At 70.0% G+C, this 16,117-nt stretch carries 15 protein-coding genes; 3 read left to right on the top strand and 12 right to left on the bottom strand.

The genetic code is table 11. From position 1 onward, the window contains the following. Positions 1 to 6: 6 nt before the first annotated feature. The 4 genes from GRI72_RS10720 to GRI72_RS10705 form a co-directional block, all read right to left on the bottom strand. Positions 7 to 2,787, bottom strand: a complete 2,781-nt coding sequence (locus tag GRI72_RS10720; RefSeq protein ID WP_160733916.1) for a phosphoenolpyruvate carboxylase — start codon at positions 2,785 to 2,787, stop codon at positions 7 to 9. Continuing rightward, complete coding sequence (glk, locus tag GRI72_RS10715) at positions 2,784 to 3,761, bottom strand: glucokinase (RefSeq protein ID WP_160733915.1); 978 nt, start codon at positions 3,759 to 3,761, stop codon at positions 2,784 to 2,786. Before glk ends, GRI72_RS10720 begins: the two co-directional genes overlap by 4 nt. A gap of 76 nt (positions 3,762 to 3,837) precedes the next feature. Then, entirely contained in the window at positions 3,838 to 4,647 is an 810-nt protein-coding gene (locus GRI72_RS10710) for a transglutaminase-like domain-containing protein (RefSeq protein WP_160733914.1), read from the bottom strand. A gap of 35 nt (positions 4,648 to 4,682) precedes the next feature. Beyond that, positions 4,683 to 5,099: a secondary thiamine-phosphate synthase enzyme YjbQ gene (locus tag GRI72_RS10705; protein ID WP_160733913.1), complete on the bottom strand. Its 417-nt coding sequence runs from the start codon at positions 5,097 to 5,099 to the stop codon at positions 4,683 to 4,685. Positions 5,100 to 5,117: 18 nt separating this feature from the next. On the opposite strand from GRI72_RS10705, the gene GRI72_RS10700 reads away from it, so the two are divergent. Then, the gene (locus tag GRI72_RS10700) at positions 5,118 to 5,681 is read left to right on the top strand and encodes an alpha-ketoglutarate-dependent dioxygenase AlkB (RefSeq protein WP_160733912.1); all 564 of its coding nucleotides are present in this window, start codon (positions 5,118 to 5,120) and stop codon (positions 5,679 to 5,681) included. Here GRI72_RS10700 and GRI72_RS10695 read toward each other — a convergent pair. The 4 genes from GRI72_RS10695 to rimO form a co-directional block, all read right to left on the bottom strand. Further along, entirely contained in the window at positions 5,678 to 7,819 is a 2,142-nt protein-coding gene (locus tag GRI72_RS10695; RefSeq protein WP_160733911.1) for a TonB-dependent receptor, read from the bottom strand. The two genes, GRI72_RS10700 and GRI72_RS10695, sit on opposite strands and share 4 nt — an antisense overlap. Position 7,820: 1 nt before the next feature. Beyond that, entirely contained in the window at positions 7,821 to 8,048 is a 228-nt protein-coding gene (locus GRI72_RS10690; protein WP_160733910.1) for a hypothetical protein, read from the bottom strand. Then, positions 8,045 to 9,199, bottom strand: a complete 1,155-nt coding sequence (locus GRI72_RS10685) for a PepSY-associated TM helix domain-containing protein (RefSeq protein ID WP_160733909.1) — start codon at positions 9,197 to 9,199, stop codon at positions 8,045 to 8,047. The genes GRI72_RS10690 and GRI72_RS10685 overlap by 4 nt, the downstream gene beginning before the upstream one ends. 356 nt (positions 9,200 to 9,555) lie before the next feature. Continuing rightward, positions 9,556 to 10,947, bottom strand: a complete 1,392-nt coding sequence (rimO, locus tag GRI72_RS10680) for a 30S ribosomal protein S12 methylthiotransferase RimO (RefSeq protein ID WP_160733908.1) — start codon at positions 10,945 to 10,947, stop codon at positions 9,556 to 9,558. Between the two features lie 68 nt (positions 10,948 to 11,015). Between rimO and GRI72_RS10675 the strand changes: the two genes are divergently transcribed. Continuing rightward, positions 11,016 to 11,426 (top strand): DUF1761 domain-containing protein, encoded by a 411-nt coding sequence (locus GRI72_RS10675; RefSeq protein ID WP_160733907.1) that lies wholly within the window; start codon positions 11,016 to 11,018, stop codon positions 11,424 to 11,426. A gap of 52 nt (positions 11,427 to 11,478) precedes the next feature. Next, positions 11,479 to 11,886 carry a DUF1761 domain-containing protein gene (locus GRI72_RS10670; protein WP_160733906.1) on the top strand — a complete coding sequence of 136 codons (408 nt, stop codon included), beginning with the start codon at positions 11,479 to 11,481 and terminating at the stop codon, positions 11,884 to 11,886. 22 nt (positions 11,887 to 11,908) lie between these two features. Here the strand turns inward: GRI72_RS10670 and GRI72_RS10665 are convergent, their stop codons facing one another. The 4 genes from GRI72_RS10665 to serS all read right to left on the bottom strand — a co-directional run bounded on the left by GRI72_RS10665 (position 11,909) and on the right by serS (position 15,956). Then, a complete protein-coding gene (locus GRI72_RS10665; RefSeq protein WP_160733905.1) occupies positions 11,909 to 13,027 on the bottom strand; it encodes a potassium channel family protein in 1,119 nt (372 codons plus the stop codon). An 11-nt stretch (positions 13,028 to 13,038) separates the two neighbouring features. After that, on the bottom strand, positions 13,039 to 13,818 hold the full coding sequence (locus GRI72_RS10660) for a M23 family metallopeptidase (protein ID WP_160733904.1): 780 nt from the start codon (positions 13,816 to 13,818) through the stop codon (positions 13,039 to 13,041). Beyond that, a complete protein-coding gene (gene surE, locus GRI72_RS10655; protein WP_160733903.1) occupies positions 13,815 to 14,579 on the bottom strand; it encodes a 5'/3'-nucleotidase SurE in 765 nt (254 codons plus the stop codon). Before surE ends, GRI72_RS10660 begins: the two co-directional genes overlap by 4 nt. A 93-nt stretch (positions 14,580 to 14,672) precedes the next feature. Beyond that, positions 14,673 to 15,956, bottom strand: a complete 1,284-nt coding sequence (gene serS / locus GRI72_RS10650) for a serine--tRNA ligase (protein ID WP_160733902.1) — start codon at positions 15,954 to 15,956, stop codon at positions 14,673 to 14,675. Positions 15,957 to 16,117 lie beyond the last annotated feature (161 nt).

The following is a 16,117-nucleotide window of genomic DNA, read 5'->3' as shown; positions in this document are numbered from 1 at the left end:
GGCCGCCTAGCCGTGGGCGCCGAACTCGTTGGCAATCGCGGTCGCGATCCGCAGGTTCAGCGCGTGCGCGCGCTCGATCGGGGCGATGAACTCCGCCTCGATCGCCGCGTAGCCGCCGGCGCCGTGATCCGGGTAGTCGGACGGTTCGTCGAGAACGTAGTCGGACGGCCCCGGGAAACGCGTCGGGAAGGCGCGGCGCAACTGGGCCAGCGCGTCTTCGACCCGCAGGGTCAGGACCATCTCGATCACGTCGCGCCGGCTGATGTCGTTGGCGCGGCTGAAGGCCGGCACCGAGACGGCGCGCAGGAACATGTGCTGCAGCAGGGCGAGGCGCAGGGCCTGGAGCACGCCGATCCGGCGGCGCACGTCCTCGCGGTTCTCGATCGGCGCCTCGTCGGGCAGGAGATCGAGCAGCTGGTGCAGTTTCAGCGCATCGATCCGCAGGCGCGAGGCCAGCCGCCGGAACACGCCGGCGCGATCGTCCTTGACCAGGTATTCGGCGAGCGCCGCGCACGGCTCGGCCAGGTCGCGCTCGGTCCCGCGATAGGTCCGGCTGGCCCAGTAGGCGGAGTTGTACAGCTCGCCGAAGGCGGCGACCGTCTTGATGCTGGCCAGCGCGTTCGATGCGCGCACCAGCCGGACCATCTGCCGCCCCCGCGCGCTGTCGGCCAGGAGCGCGGCGATTTCCTCGCGGTTGCCTTCCGCCGCGCTGCCGAAGCCGGCGATCACGTTGACCGGATAGCCAAGCTGCTGGAGGATCGCGTTGTGCGGGATCGCGCGGATCTGGCGCAGGCTCATCTCGCGGTCGGACGAGAGATCGGACTGGCGGCGCGAGACCCGGCTGCCGGTGGCGTTCAGCAGGCCGAGGCCGAAGGCGGTGACCGCGCGCGAATACGTCGCGCTTTCCAGGTGCTCGTTCTGGTGATCGCGGATCGCGCGGTAGAAATCGAGGCTGAGGTCGGTCCGGCGATAGAACGGGTCCGCCGGGGCCCCGGCCGCGGTCTCGGCCGGGCGCAGCTGGGCGATCCGGGTCAGGGTCGCCAGCGCCAGTTCGGGATTGGCGAAGAACAGGTACCCGTCGCCGCCCTGGAAGCTCACCTCGGGCTCCAGCCGGATGCCCGCGCGCGCGAAGCGGCGCCGGGCCCAGGGGCTCAGCGGCCATTCGAGCCGGTCGGCGAACCCGCCCGGGTGGGCGCCGCGGCCCATCGATTCGCCGTGCGTGTCGAAGATCAGCGCGGCGACATCGGTCAGGCCATTGGCGGCCATCGCTTCTGCCAGCCGGCCCTGGAGCCGCTCGATCGCGAGGCTGGCGGGGATCTGGCCGACGAACCGGCCGGCATCGGAAAAGCCGGTCTGGATGCACACGCGCCCGCGGCGGCGGGCATAGTCGCGGTAGATATCGTCCGCCAGCAGGGCGTCGAGGAAGCGCCCGCCGTGTTCCAGCGCGGTCTCGGTCTCGAACAGGGGCGATACGTCGACTTTGTCCTCGACCCCGAAAAGGCGCGCGAAATAGACCGCGGCGAGCACGGTGGCCGGCTGCTCGCACTCGGCGATCAACATGCGGATCGGCGCGTCGGCGTCGATGTGGCGCAGGATCTGGGCCATGGCCAGGAACTGGCGGATCGCGGTCGAGCTCTCGATCGCGAGGGCGGCGAAATTGCTGCGCAGTGGCTCCGCCCCGGCGATCAGGTCGCGCAGCGTGCCGAGCGCGCCCTGGCTGGCGAGGTCCACCGTCAGGCCGGCTTCGTCGAGGCGCCGGCGGATCGCGTTGTGCAGCTGCTTGGCATTGACCCGGAAATGGATGCCGCCCATGCCCAGCCCGTCGGCGCGCATTGCCGCGGCGAGGGTCTTCAGCGCGACCGCGCGTTCGCCGCCCGCTTCGCGTGCCTCGCTCTCCAGCCGCTCGACCAGCGGTTCGAGCGACAGCAGCTTGGCCGGATCGTCCGCCGTCAGGCGGTTGGCCGCGGCCGAAAGCGCGGCCGGATCGTCGAGCGGCTCGGCGAACAGGCCCGCGCACTCGGCCGTGTGATCGCGCGCGGCGCGCAGCGTTTCGAGCAGCGCGTGCCCGTCGTCGATCGCGGCGAGGCTTTCGGCATAGCGGGCCAGGCGCTCGGCCTTTTCCGCGAGGCGGAAGCCGATCGAGGTGTGCCAGCCGATGTCGGTCCGCCCGTCCATGTCGTAGCCGACCCAGGTCGCGAAGCGGAACGGCAGCGGGGCGAATTCGTGCCACCGGTCGGGCCAGCGTTCGCGCGCCGCGTCCAGCAGCCGCGCGACGATCCGGTCGCGCGCGTCCTGCCCGCGGGCCATCGCGGCCATGGCCTGGCGATGTTCGAAGGCGAGCGTGATCGCCGGGCGCTCGGCCGGGATCGCGCAGGCGGTTTCGTCGATCTCGCCCTCCGACGCGGCGGCCGTCGCCACGGCTTCGGACTGGGCCGGGGGGAGGAGGAAGGTCGGGTGGGCGGTGAAGACCGCGTGGAGCTGCGGGTTTTCCCAGGCCGCGCGGAAGGCGTCGAAATCGCCGCTGTCCAGGCAGCCTTCGATCGCCGCCTCGTTCTCGGCCGGCGCGACCGGGGCGACCAACCGGCGCAGGCGCCCGGCGCGGGTCATCAGCGCCTCGCACTCGAGCTCGGCGATCATGCCCTCTATCGCGGCGAGATCGATCTCGCCCGCTTCGAGCGAGCGCGAGAGATCGAGCGCGAGCTGGAATACCGGGTTGAACAGCGGCGTTTCCTGCGTCTGCCGGTGCAGCGCGCCAAGGCGTTCGGTCAGTTCGGCCACGGTCTTCATGCCGTTTCTCCATGTTCCGCGACGAACGCTGCCGCCGCGCCGTAAAGCCCCGGTTGGGGGTGAACGATGAGTTTGACGGGAATCTCGGCCATCAGCCCGGCGAACCGGCCTTTGGCCCGGAATCGCTCGGCAAAGCCGGATGCGGGCAGGGTGTCGCGGATGCGGTACCCCAGCCCGCCGGCGATCACCACGCCGGCAAAACCGCCCTGGGCCAGCGCCATGTCGCCGGCGACCGAGCCGAGCGAGAGGCAGAACCGGTCCACCGCCGCGGCGGCGAGGCTGTCGTCGCCCTGCATCCCGCGGGTCCAGATCTCGACGTCGTCGTATTCGGGCACCGTCCGCCGCTCCATCGCCGCGAGCGTCTGGTAGATGTCCACGATCGCGGGGCCCGAGACCACCCGTTCCACCGAGACGCGGCGATGGCGCCGGCGCAGGCGGGCCAGGATCGCGTCCTCGATCGAATCGAGCGGGGCGAAGTCGATGTGCCCCCCTTCGGTCGCCTGGACGCGGTAGCCGTCGCCCGAGCGCCACAGGTGCGCCACGCCGAGGCCGGTGCCGGGGCCGAGCACGGTGATCGTGCCTTCGCCGCCCAGCGGCCCGTCGGGGCCGGTGAGGTGGAGGAACTGGTCGTCCGGCGCGCGCGCGACGGCATGGGCGACCGCGGCGAAATCGTTGACGATCGTGTAGCGTCCGACGCCCAGCTTCGATTTCACCAGCGGCGGGCGGATGATCCACGGGTTGTTGGTGAAGCGGATGATGTCGTCGCTCACCGGGCCGGCGATCGCCATGCTGACCGCATCGGGCAGGGTGCCGCCGCGCCGTTCGCGGAAATCCTCCCACGCGGTCTGGAAGCTGGCGTGGTCTTCGGTGTGCAGCGTTTCCGGCTCGCTCAGCGCGATCGCACCGTTCGCCTCTACGGTCGCGATCGCGAACCGCGCATGCGTGCCGCCGATGTCCACTACGACGAGTTCCATCGCTATCCTCCCGGAGCTTCCCCTCGCCGGCCTGCTAGCAGCACGATCGCGCCCTGCCCACGCATCGCATACATATTCACTCGCCCCCGGCCGTGCGCCCTACCTGCACGGCCTTGTCGATGAACTCGGTCGGGCCGAAGCTGGTCATGAAGCTGACGTCGGCCGCGTCGCGCCCGACCCCGATCTTCACGATCTCGTCCGCGCGGGCCATGTCGGTCGCGTCGACCAGGTACCAGGCCCCGCCGCCCGGGGTGGTCGGATCGGTCAGGAACACTTCGGCCACGGCGTGGAAATCCTGCGGCGTCACGCCGGGCGCGAAACAGCTGACGAAGCGCGCGGGAACGCCCGAGGCGCGCGCCAGCATGATCGTGACATGGGCATAGTCGCGGCAGATCCCGCGCCGTTCGATGAAGCTGTCCAGCCCGGTCGTGTTCGACGTGCTGGAACCGGGCGCATAGGCGAAGTTGCCGGCGATCCAGTCGCGGATCGCCGCGATCCGCGCGCCGCCGCGGCTGCGGCCGAACTCCGCCTCCACGAACGACTGGAACCGGTCGGCCGGGCAATAGCGCGAATCGAACAGGTACTGCACCGTTTCGCCCGGCAGCTCGTGCGGGGGCAGGCGTTCGAGCCCGGCGATGTCCGCCTGCATCCGCTCGACCGCGACCGTCGCGCGATAGGTCACCTCGTACCGCCCCTCGGCCCGGATCCAGACCCGTTCGCCGATCGCGTCCTGCGCCGGAATGCGCGCGAAATGGGCGCCTTTCGTCGCCCGGGTGTCGGTTTCGAGCAGCCTCTGCTCGGGAATGGGCGCCGCCTCGAACTGGAGCAGGACGTCGGTCGGCTGCTCCATGCGGAAGGCGAAGGAAAGGTCGATCGAAATGGCCATGCCCAAGATACGCCGGACCGGCCGGTATGTTTCGCCTAGTCGCCGGCGAGGTGCAGGGCGACGTGGCGCCGGTGGGGCCGCGCGCGGTGTTCGACGAGGAAAAGGCCCTGCCAGGTACCCAGCGCCAGCCGCCCCTCGATCACCGGGATCGCGTGGCTGGCCCCGGTGAGCGCGGTCTTCAGGTGGGCCGGCATGTCGTCGGGCCCCTCGTCGTCGTGATCGTAGTGCGCGCCTTGCGGGGCGAGCCGGTCGAGCCATCGCAGGATGTCGCCCTGCACCGCCCGCGCGGCGTTCTCGTTGATCAGGAGCGAGGCCGAGGTATGGCGGCAGAAGGCCGTGAGCAGGCCGGTCGTCACCCCGGTGCCGGCGAGCCAGTCGGCCACAGGCGCGGTGATGTCGCGCATCCCGGGCCCTTCCGTATCGAAAGCGAACGTGGTGGCGTGGTGCCGCATGGGCCCCATATAGGGCCGATGCCGCGGCAGATCGACCTCTTCGCCTCCTCTCCGGCCGTGCCCGGGCTGCGCCTGGTCGAAGACGCGGTGGACCGCGCGGCCGAACGGGCGCTGGAACGGCGGATCGACGCCGCGCCGCTCGAACCCTTCCGCTTCGGCCAGTGGCGCGGCAAGCGGCTGACCGCGAGTTATGGATCGGGCTACGATTACCAGCGCGGCCGGCTGGCGCCCGCGCCGCCATTGCCCGGCTGGCTGACCGACGCGCGCGACGCGCTCGCCCCGCAGGTCGGGCGCGCGGCGGGCGATTTCGTGCAGGGGCTGGTGATCCGGTACGACCCCGGCGCGGGGATCGGCTGGCACCGCGACCGGCCGCAATACGGCGAGGTGATCGGCCTGTCGCTGTCGGCGCCCGCGGTCCTGCGCCTGCGCCGCCGCACCGCGCAGGGTTTCGAACGGCGCAGGGTCGAACTGCCGCCGCGCTCGCTCTACCTCCTGTCGGGGGAAGTGCGCGCGCAGTGGGAGCATTCGATCGCCCCCATGGAGGCGACGCGCCGTTCGGTCACCCTGCGCACCCTGCGCTAGAAATCGACCGAGACGGAGGCGTTGACCGTGCGCGGCCGCCCTTGCAGCAGCGACGGGCTGAAGCTGTCGTAGCCCGAGGCCCAGTACCGCGTGTCGGCCACGTTATCGACCGTCAGGCGCAAGGTCACCGGGCGATCGCCGGCCACGACGACGTAACGCGCGCCGAGATCGAACACGGTCCAGTCGTCGAGGCGCAGGGTGTTCGCGGCATCGGCCCACTGCTTGCCGGTATGCGTCATGCGCCCGGTCAGCGTCAGGCCGGGCAGGAAGGGCGTGTCCCATTCCAGGTTGGCATTGGCCGCGAAGCCGGGCACGCCCGTCGCCTCGCCGCCGTCGCCGCGCTCGGCGTCGATCGTCGAAAGGCCCGCGATCAGGCGCAGTCCCTCTACCGGTTCGCCGTTGACGGTGAACTCGATCCCGCGATGGCGCTGGCGGCCGACATAGCCGTAGCGCAGCGTTCCGCCGGGCCCGGTCACCGCGCCGTCGCCCGGGCGCTCGACCTCGTAGAACGCCAGCCCGGCGTAAAGGAACCGGCCCAGCGCCAGCTTGGCGCCCGCCTCGTACTGCGTGGACTTGCGCGGGGCGAGCATCTCGCCCGGGTTTTCCAGCCCGGGTTCGAGTGGTGCGGTCGGGCCCTGTTCCAGCGCCTCGATGCGGTTGGCGTAGAGCGAGACGAAGGGGATCGGCTTGACCACGATTCCCGCGACCGGGGTGACGGCGCTGTCGTCGTAGACCGTTTCCAGCCCCCCGCCGAAGTAGCTGTAGGCGCGGCTGTGGATCGTCTGCAGGCGCAGCCCGCCGGTGATCAGCACGCGGTCATCCCACAGGCCGATCGTGTCGGAGGCAAAGGCGCTCCACAACCGGCTTTTCGCGATCGGGTAAGGATCGTCGAGATCGCCGCCGACGAGGCTGGACGCGGGCACGGCGACCTGCGGCGTGTCATAGAGATTGGTGGCATAGCCGGCGAAGCCCGGTCCGTAGCGGAAATCATAGGCATTGCGGTTCGTCTGCCAGCTCGCGCTGGCGCCGAACACGATCTCGTGCGTCACCGTCTCGCCCAGGTCGACGCGGATGCCGGCTTCCGCCGCCTCGTTGTTGTCCGTGCGGGGGACGTAGAGCGCGGTGCCATTGGCATCGCCCGTCGCCGCGTCGACGATCGTCAGCCCGGCGTAGAGCCCTTCCTCCCGCCCGTCGCGCGCGCCCGCCTTCGCGTAGAGCAGGGCGTTGTCGGCAATGTCCCATTCGAGCGACAGCGTGCCGAAGACGTCGCGCATCTCGGTATAGGCAAAGTCCTGGGCATAGTTCGCGTTGGCTTCGGGCACCGCGGGCAGGGCGGCGAGGCCCGCGCCGAGCGTGACCTTGGGGCGCAGCGAGTCGACGCGGACCTGCTGGTAGGCAAGGTCGAGCGCGGCGCGGAAGCTGCCGCCGTCGTAATCGAGCGCGCCGCCGATCACCTGCGTGCGCCGGTCCTCGCGCTCGACCGCGGTTTCCCCGTCGCGATGGGCGCCGTTGACGCGCAGGCCCCACTGGCCGTTCGCGCCGAACCGGCGGGCGAGGTCGAAGCTGCCGCCGAAGTGGGCATCCGCGTTGTAGCCGATCGTCGCGCGCGTCAGCGGGTCGTACCCGGCGCGCTTGAGCTTGAGGTTGACCGATCCGCCGATCGTCGATCCCCCCGGCGCCGCGCCGTTGAGGAACGCGCTCGCCCCGTTCAGCACCTGCACGCTGCCATAGAGTTCCGGCGCGACGATCTGGCGCGGGGCGACGCCGTAGAGGCCGTTCACGCCGACATCGTCGCCGTTGAGCGCGAACCCGCGGATCACGAACAGTTCCGAAGCATTGCCGAAGCCGTAGCCGGTCCGCACGGTCGGGTCGTTCTCCAGCACTTCGCCCAGGGTCAGCGGCTGCTGGTTGAGGATCAGCGATTCTTCGAAGCTGCGGATAGAGAAGGCAAGGTCGGCCGCGTGCTTGTTGCCCAGCACACCGGCGTCGCCGCCGTTGGTCACCTCGGTCGCGTTCTCGCGCTGGGCGGTGACGACGATCTCCTGCGCGTTCTGCCGGGCGCTTTCCTGGGCGAGCGCGGGCGTGGCGGCTGCGGCGAGCGCAAGGGCGGAGGCCGTGAGGGCGGGGCGAAACGTCATGTCAGGTCTTTCTGTATCGGGAAGGCAATCCGCGCCGGCGCCAGGCGACGCCGATCGCGAGGAGGGGGAGCGAGAGTAGCAGCCAGGCGAGGGCATCGCGCAGGCCGTCGCCGGTCAGGCCGAGGACGAGGCCGGCAAGGCTGGCGGCGAAAAGGATCGCGGGAATCGCGAAGACGCGCAGCACGCTGCGCCGGCCGCGGCGCCGGAGGGGGGAGCCGCGCGCTTTCACGCCAGGCGCCCTTCCGCCCCGCCGGCGATCTCGGACACGCGGCGCTCGACCGCGCCCGGGCTGCGGCGCCACCACAGCAGCACCCCGGTCCACAGCACCCAGATCGTGACGAGCGTCAGCAGGGCCCAGACGATCTTGAGCGGCAAGCCGCCGTAGTCGCCGAAGTGCAGCGGCTTGGACATCATCAGCGCCTGGTTGAGCGCGGGCATGGCGCGCGCGTCGACCAGTTCGCCGCCGCGGGCGTCGATCAGGGCGGGGGTGAGCAGGTGCTGGGTCAGCGGCCGGTCGCCCTGGAAGAAGACCGCGTAATGGCGCGCGGTGCTCCATTCGCCGCCGGGGAAGGCGATGAACTGCGGCGATCGGCCGGGCAGGGCGGCGCGCGCGCTGGCCATCGCCCGGTCGAGCGAGCCGTAGTCCTCCGGCGCGACCGGATCGGCCCCGCCGTGCCGTGCGGTCATCGCCGCCAGTTCGCCTTCGCGCCACGCGTCGGTCAGCGGGTCGGCGAAGGCGTTGATCATGCCGGTGCCGCCGACGACGAGCGCCCAGGCGAGGACGACGATGCCGGCGAGGTTGTGCTGGTCGAGCCGCCCGACGCGGCGGCTGCGGTCGAGCCGCAGCTTGCCGAACCGCAGCCGCCGCATGAACGGCGCGTAGAGCACCGTGCCGGAAACCAGCGCGACCACGAAGAGCGCGCCCATCGCGCCCAGGAGCCACATGCCCGGCTGGCCGAGAAACATGTCGGTGTGGAGTTGCAGGAGGAAGTCCATCACGCCGCCGCCCGGTGCAGGGCCGAGCGATCGCCCGGTCGCGCGGTCGAAGAACAGCAGGGTCATGTCCTCCCCCGCGGCGTCGGGCGTGGGGCCGGTGGTAACGGTCAGCAGCGGGCTTTCCTGGCTGAAGGCCATGAACAGCGGAACTTCGCCCGGCCGCTCGGCCAGCGCGGTTTCCACCATCGTATCGAGCGCAACGCCGCCTTCCGCCGAAGGCGCGCCGGGCAGGGCGGTTTCGTAATCGACCCCCTCCAGCGCCTCGATCTCGTCATGGAAGATCAGCGGCAGCCCGGTCACGCACAGCATGAGGAGGAACACCGTGGGCACGATGCTGCTCCATTTGTGGACCAGATACCAGGCACGGATGGTGCTGCGCTGCATGGCCCGCGCTTATGTCGGGGCACGAGCAAGGTCAATGATAGGCATTTGCAATAACGGCGTCCGCCCCAAATGCGTCTGCATCAAGGGCAGCAACCAGCAGCGCCGAAGGATTTTCCTACACGCCGATCGCTCGATAGCGTCTGCGCGATTGCCGATTCGCCCGGTCTACAGGCTCTTTCCCAGCGTCGATAGCCGCCCCTGAGATGGGCGCTAGTGCCAATGCGGGCGCATTTTCCCGGCGCGAATCCCTGTCCGTCCGCTTGCTCAAAAGGGCCGAATAACGAGGATTAACAATCGGCTGGCGGAGAAAGACGAAAGTGACACGGTGTCGCCTTTGTCACCCCGATCGGGATGATTCAGGCCGGTACGGCGTAGAGATCGTGCGCGTCGGCGTCTTCCACCACGACGTCGATGATGTCGCCCGCCCGAAGATCGGCGGAGACGTTGCGAAGGAAGACCTGCCCGTCGATCTCCGGCGCGTCCGCCTCGCTGCGCGCGGTCGCCCCGATATCGCCGTCTTCGTCCGGCTCGCCGACTTCGTCCACGATCACGGGCAAGGTGCGACCGACCTTCGCCGCCAGGCGCGCCGCGCTGATCCGCTCGGTCACTTCCATCAGCCGGGCGTAGCGTTCTTCCTTCACCGCCTCGGGCACCGGATCGGGCAGGGCATTGGCCGCGGCCCCTTCGACCGGTTCGAAGCGGAACGCGCCGACCCGGTCGAGCTGCGCCTCCTCCAGCCAGTCGAGCAGGTAGCGGAAATCCTCCTCCGTCTCGCCCGGGAAGCCGACGACGAAGCTCGACCGGATGGTGAGATCCGGCGCGATCCGGCGCCATTCGCGGATCCGCTCCAGAACGCGGGCCTCGTTCGCCGGGCGCTTCATCGCCTTCAGGACTTTCGGCGCGGCGTGCTGGAAGGGGATGTCGAGATAGGGGGTCAGCAGGCCCTCGGCCATCAGCGGGATGACCGCGTCGACGTGCGGGTAGGGATAGACGTAGTGCAGCCGCACCCAGGGCACCCGGCCTTCGGGCGTGCGCAGGGTGCCAAGCTCGCGCGCGAGGTCGGTCATGTGCGCGCGCACCTCGCGCCCGTGCCACTGCCGCGCCTCGTGGCGCGTGTCGACGCCGTAGGCTGAGGTGTCCTGGCTGATGACCAGCAGTTCCTTCGTGCCCGCGGCGACCAGCTTTTCCGCCTCGCGCAGGACCGCGTCCACGCGCCGGCTGGCCAGCTTGCCGCGCAGCTGCGGGATGATGCAGAAGGCGCAGGAATGGTTGCACCCTTCGGAGATCTTCAGATAGCCGTAATGCCGCGGGGTCAGCTTCAGCCCCGCCTCGTCGAAGGCGGCCTGGGGGATCAGGTCGACGTAAGGGCCCTGCGAGGGCGGGGCGGCCTCGTGGACTGCCTCGACCACGTCCTCGTACTGGTGGGCGCCGGTCACCGCCAGGACGGCGGGGTGCGCGGCGCGGATCGCCTCGGCATCCTCGCCCATGCAGCCGGTCACGATCACGCGGCCGTTCTCGGCGATGGCTTCGCCGATCGCGGCCAGGCTTTCTTCCTTCGCACTGTCGAGGAAGCCGCAGGTATTGACCAGGACGACATCGGCCCCGGCGTAGTCGGCGCTCATCGCGTAGCCGTCGGCGCGCAGGCGGGTGAGGATGCGCTCGCTGTCGACGAGCGCCTTGGGGCAGCCGAGGCTGACCATCCCGATCTTCTTCTGATCGGGGATCGGGGACGTGGATCGGGCGGACATTGCGCCGCGCCCCTACACCCGTGCGCGCCAATGCGCTAGCAGTGAGTCGAACGAAGGAGAAGGCATCCTTGGGTCCGATCGACTGGACAGGAGCTATCGCGGCGACGCTGGCCGCCGGGCTGATCGCGCTGGCCTGGTACGGGCCGATCTTCGGGATGGCGAAGGCGCGCAAGGTCGCGCCGGGCAAGATCGCGGTGCGCCGCCGGCCCGAACACGTCGTCGCGATTACCGGCGGGCTCCTGTTCCTCAGCGCGGCGATGATGGGCCACATGTTCGCCCGCGTCGGCGGCGAGACGCTGGCCGCGAAGCCGTGGCTCTATTTCATGATGTCGGGCGGGCTCGCAGGGGCCTTCGTGATTCCCGCGCTGCTGATCAGCTACAGCCACATCCGGGTGGCGACGCGCGTCGCGCTGATCGATGCCGGTTACTGGCTGACCGCCTATCTCGCGATGGGCGGCGTCTTCTGGCTCCTGGCGTAAAGATCGGCTAGCCTTCCCGGGGGGTCGCGGCTCTCGAGGGGAGGGAATTGCGATGCTGTGGGAAGTCAACTGGCTGGCGATCGTGCTGGCCGCGCTGGCCGGGTTCGTGGTCGGCGGGATATGGTACGGCCCGATCATGGGCAAGCGCTGGATGGGCGCGGTCGGGATCACCGAAGACGAGATCCGGCAGGGCAACATGACGCTGATCTACGGCGGGGCCTTCGCCTTCGCCCTGCTCGCGAGCTGGACCCTCGCGCATACTTTCGCGACCTACGGGCGCGAACTGTCGGTTTTCGTCAAGGTGCTGACGGCGTTCGGCGTGGCGCTGGGCTTCATCATCCCGGCGATCGGGACCAATTACCTGTTCTCGCAGAAATCGAAGGTCCTGTTCTTCATCGATGCCGGGTACTGGCTGCTGTTCTACATCGCGATGGGGCTGGTCCACGCCTACATGCCGTGAGGCGGGCGGGGACGCGGCGGCCTCACGCGCCGGCGCGTTCCCCGCGGCCCGCGGCATTGCCCGTGCCGTTGCCCCGGCCATTGTCGTCGCAATCGCTCGACGGGCGGATCTCGACGATGACGTCGCCCGCGCGCAGCGTGCCCGCCTCGTCTTCCCAGAAGCCGCAGGCCCCGCCGTTGCGATAGATGCGCAGGCCCCGCCCGCCCGTCGCCAGCTGGTCCAGCGGCTTGCCGATCTCCTCGGGCAGGACCGGCCGCTCCACCAGGTGGACCCGCCCGGTGACCGAGGCGAGGTCGGCCATGTACTCGGCGATATGCGTACCCTGCGCGCTGCCGGCGAGGAGGAGGCCGGTGAAGCGGACCGGGTTGATGACGTTGTCCGCCCCGGCCTGCCGCGCGAGCAACTCGTTGTCCGCCGCGCGCACGACCACGCTGATCGGCAACTTGGGCGCCAGGTGGCGCACGGTCAGCACGATCAGGATCGAGGCATCGTCGCGCCCCGCCGATACGAGCACGGTCTGCGCCTCGGTAATGCGCACCGCCATCAGGCTTTCGTCGCGCGTCGCGTCGGCGGCCATGACGTTGCAACCCAGCGCCTCCGCCTCGGCGAGGCGTTCCTCGCGCGTGTCCATGACGACGATGTCCCTCGGGTCGGTGCCGCGCTCGATCAACTCGGCCACGGCTTCGGAGCCGGATACGCCGAAGCCGAGGACGACGACGTGATCGGACAGCTTTTCCTGGATGCGGGCCATGCGCCATTTCTCCCAGCTGCGCCTGATGATGAAGTGATAGGCCGCGCCGACGAAGATGAAGATGACGGCGAAGCGGATCGGGGTCACGATCACCGCCTCGACCAGGCGCGCGCGGTCGCTGATCGGCGCGATGTCGCCGAAGCCGGTCGTGGTGATGGAGATCATGGTGAAATAGACGACGTCGAGGAAGGAAACCTCGCCGTCGAGGTTGTCGACAAGCCCCTCGCGATCCCACCAGTGGATCATGATGACGATGAAGACGAGCGTGAGGGCAAGGCCGATGCGAATGCCGAGATCGGCCCAGACCGGGACCTTCAGCCTGCGCCGCAGGGGCTGGAAGCGCTGCGCGCGCGCGCCGCGGTCGCGGCGTTGCCCCTGGCTGCGCGGCATCCGGCTCCAGATCACGATCCGGGCTTTCTGCCGAAATGGTCCTGCGGATCGACTTTCGCGTCGCCGCGGCGAATCTCGAAGTGGAGCTCGGGCGCCTCTGCATCGCCCGAACTGCCCGCGATCCCGACCCGCTCCCCGCTCTTCACCACATCGCCCGGCTTCACCGTGATGCGGCCGAGGTGGCCGTAGGCACTGCGCCAGCCATTGCCGTGGTCGATCACGACCAGCCTGCCGAAGCGAGGGGCATCCTCGCGCGCGACGGCGACCGTGCCGCTGGCCGCGGCGCGGACCATGTCGCCCGGGCGCACGGCATAGTCGATCCCGTCGTGGCCGCCGCCGTCGGGCCGCAGGGCGAAGCCGAGCCGCACCTCGCCGTCGTGCGGGGGGCGGAAATAGGGGCGGGCCGGGGCCGGCCGCGCGGGCACGGGGGCGCTGATCACGGCGGGGATGATGAGCCGCTGGCCCGGACGGATGCGATAGGGCGGCTCCAGCCCGTTGGCGACCGCGATCGTGTCGAACGCGACGCCGTATCGCACGGCGATGGCGAAGCCGGTTTCCCCCGGCTTCACCACGTGGGTCCGCTGGCGCGGGATGACCAGTTTCTGCCCCTCGCGGACGATATAGGGTTCGGCCAGACCGTTGGCCGCGGCGATCACCGCCGCCGGCACGCCGGCGCGGTTCGCGATCCCGTTCAGCGTCTCACCCGCGGCCACCACGTGTTCGGTTTCGCTCGCCGGGTCGGTGGCGGCGAGCAGGAACGGCAAGGCGGCGATCAGGGCGCGGCGTTTCATTCGCTGTACCGCTCGCCCAGTTCGCCCAGCGAGGCATGGTGCGTCAGGTCGAGCTGCAGCGGGGTCACCGCAACGTATCCCTCGTCGATCGCTTCCAGGTCTGTCCCATGGTCTAGCGTGTGCTCGATCGCCTCCAGCCCGAACCAGTAATACTTGTAGCCGCGCGGGTCACGCCCTTCGACCACGGTGCCGCGCGAATAGTCGTGGAAACCCTGGCGCACGACGCGGATGCCGCGCACCTGGCCCGGCGGGAGCGGGGGGAAGTTGACGTTGACCAGCGTGCGCTTGGGCAGCGGCGCGTCGAGCAGCGGGGCGAGCACCCGCGCGCCCCATTCGCGCGCCGCGCCGAACGGCACGTCGTCGCCCATGCCCTCGCGCGCGTAGACCTGGCTCAGCGCGATCGAGCGGACGCCCGCCAGCGCCCCTTCGATCGCGGCGGAGACGGTGCCCGAATACGTGATGTCGTCGCCCAGGTTGGCCCCGCGGTTGACGCCCGAGAGGATCACGTCGGGGGCGGCGTCCATCACCGTGCGCAGGCCCATCGTCACCGCGTCGGTCGGCGTCCCGGTTACCGAGAAGCGCCGGTCGTCGTGGCGGCGCAGGCGCACGGGGCGGGTCAGGGTCAGCGAATGGCCGGTGCCCGACTGCTCTTCGTGCGGGGAGCAGATCCAGATATCGTCGGAGAACTCGCGCGCGATCTCTTCGAGGATCTTCAGGCCCGGTGCGTAGATGCCGTCGTCGTTGGTGAGGAGAATGCGCATCGTGTCGTCCCGCTCCGGCTTCTCGGCAAGTGAGGCTTGATAACCAATTAGGTTACGAAAGTCAAGAAAATATTACGCAAAAGGTTCTTAGGGCTACCGGCTTTCGGGCCGGAGTCGTTCGACCCCGCCCATCCACGGCCGCAGCGCCTCCGGCACGTCGACCGAACCGTCTTCGCGCTGGTAGTTCTCGAGCACCGCGACGAGCGTGCGGCCGACCGCGAGGCCGGAGCCGTTCAGGGTGTGGACGAACTCGGTTTTCTTCGAGCCTTCGGGGCGATGGCGCGCGTTCATCCGCCGCGCCTGGAAATCGCCGGTGTTCGAGCACGAGGAGATCTCGCGCCAGGCGCCCTGGCCGGGCAGCCAGACCTCCAGGTCGTAGGTCTTGCGCGCGCCGAAGCCCATGTCGCCGGTGCACAGCAGCATCCGGCGATAAGGCAGGTCGAGCGCTTCCAGGATGCCCTCGGCGCAGCGGGTCATGCGTTCGTGCTCGCCCTCGCTGTCTTCCGGGCGGCAAATGCTGACCAGCTCGACCTTCTCGAACTGGTGCTGGCGGATGAAACCGCGCGTGTCCCGGCCCGCCGCGCCGGCTTCGGAGCGGAAGCACAGCGTATGCGCCGCCAGGCGGATCGGATCGGCCAGATCGGGCAGGATCTCGCCCGCGACCGAGGCCGTCAAGCTGACTTCGGAAGTGGGGATCAGCCAGCGATCGTCGGTCGTGCGGAAGCTGTCCTCGGCAAATTTGGGCAGCTTGTCGGTGCCGTACATGGCATCGTCGCCGACCAGCACCGGCGGGTTGCACTCGGTATAGCCGTTCTCGCGCGTTTGCGTGTCGAGCATGAACTGCGCCAGCGCGCGGTGCAGGCGGGCCATGTCGCCGCGCAGGAAGGTGAAGCGCGCGCCCGACAGCCTGGTGCCGGTCTCGAAATCCATCCCCAGCGCCGGGGCCAGGTCGGCGTGTTCCTTCGGCTCGAACGCGAAATCGCGCGGATCGCCCCATTGCGACTGTGCGACGTTGTCGCTCTCGTCCGCGCCGTCGGGCACGTCGTCGGCAGGCAGGTTGGGCAGGCGTGCCAGCGCGTCGTTCAACTCGGCGGAGAGCGCGCGGTCTTCCTCCTCCAGCGCGGGGAGCGCCTTTTTCAGTTCCGCCACTTCGGCCTTCAGGGCCTCCGCCCGGTCCCGGTCGCCCTGCGCCATGGCCTGGCCGATCGCCTTGGACGCCTCGTTGCGGCGGCTCTGCGCTTCCTGCATCCGGGTCGTCACCGCCCGGCGTTTCGCGTCGAGTTCGACCAGGGTTTCGGCGGCCGGTTCGGCCCCGCGCCGGGCGAGGGCGGCGTCGAAGGCTTGCGGATCGTCGCGGATCAGGCGGATGTCGTGCATGGCCGGGCCTATGCCCGAGCGCCGCGCCCATTTCCAGTGGGCTTCGGGGAACGCGATCGGCCCCGGGGGGTAGACAATCCACGGATCGATTGGCAGCGATGGGCGCGCCAAGTCCGCAGCCGGGCGAGAGAATTGAACAATCCAGCTATCCGTCCCCCGCG

The organism is Pelagerythrobacter marinus, from assembly GCF_009827515.1.
GTDB lineage: Bacteria > Pseudomonadota > Alphaproteobacteria > Sphingomonadales > Sphingomonadaceae > Pelagerythrobacter > Pelagerythrobacter marinus.
This window is presented reverse-complemented; position numbering and strand designations above follow the sequence as displayed.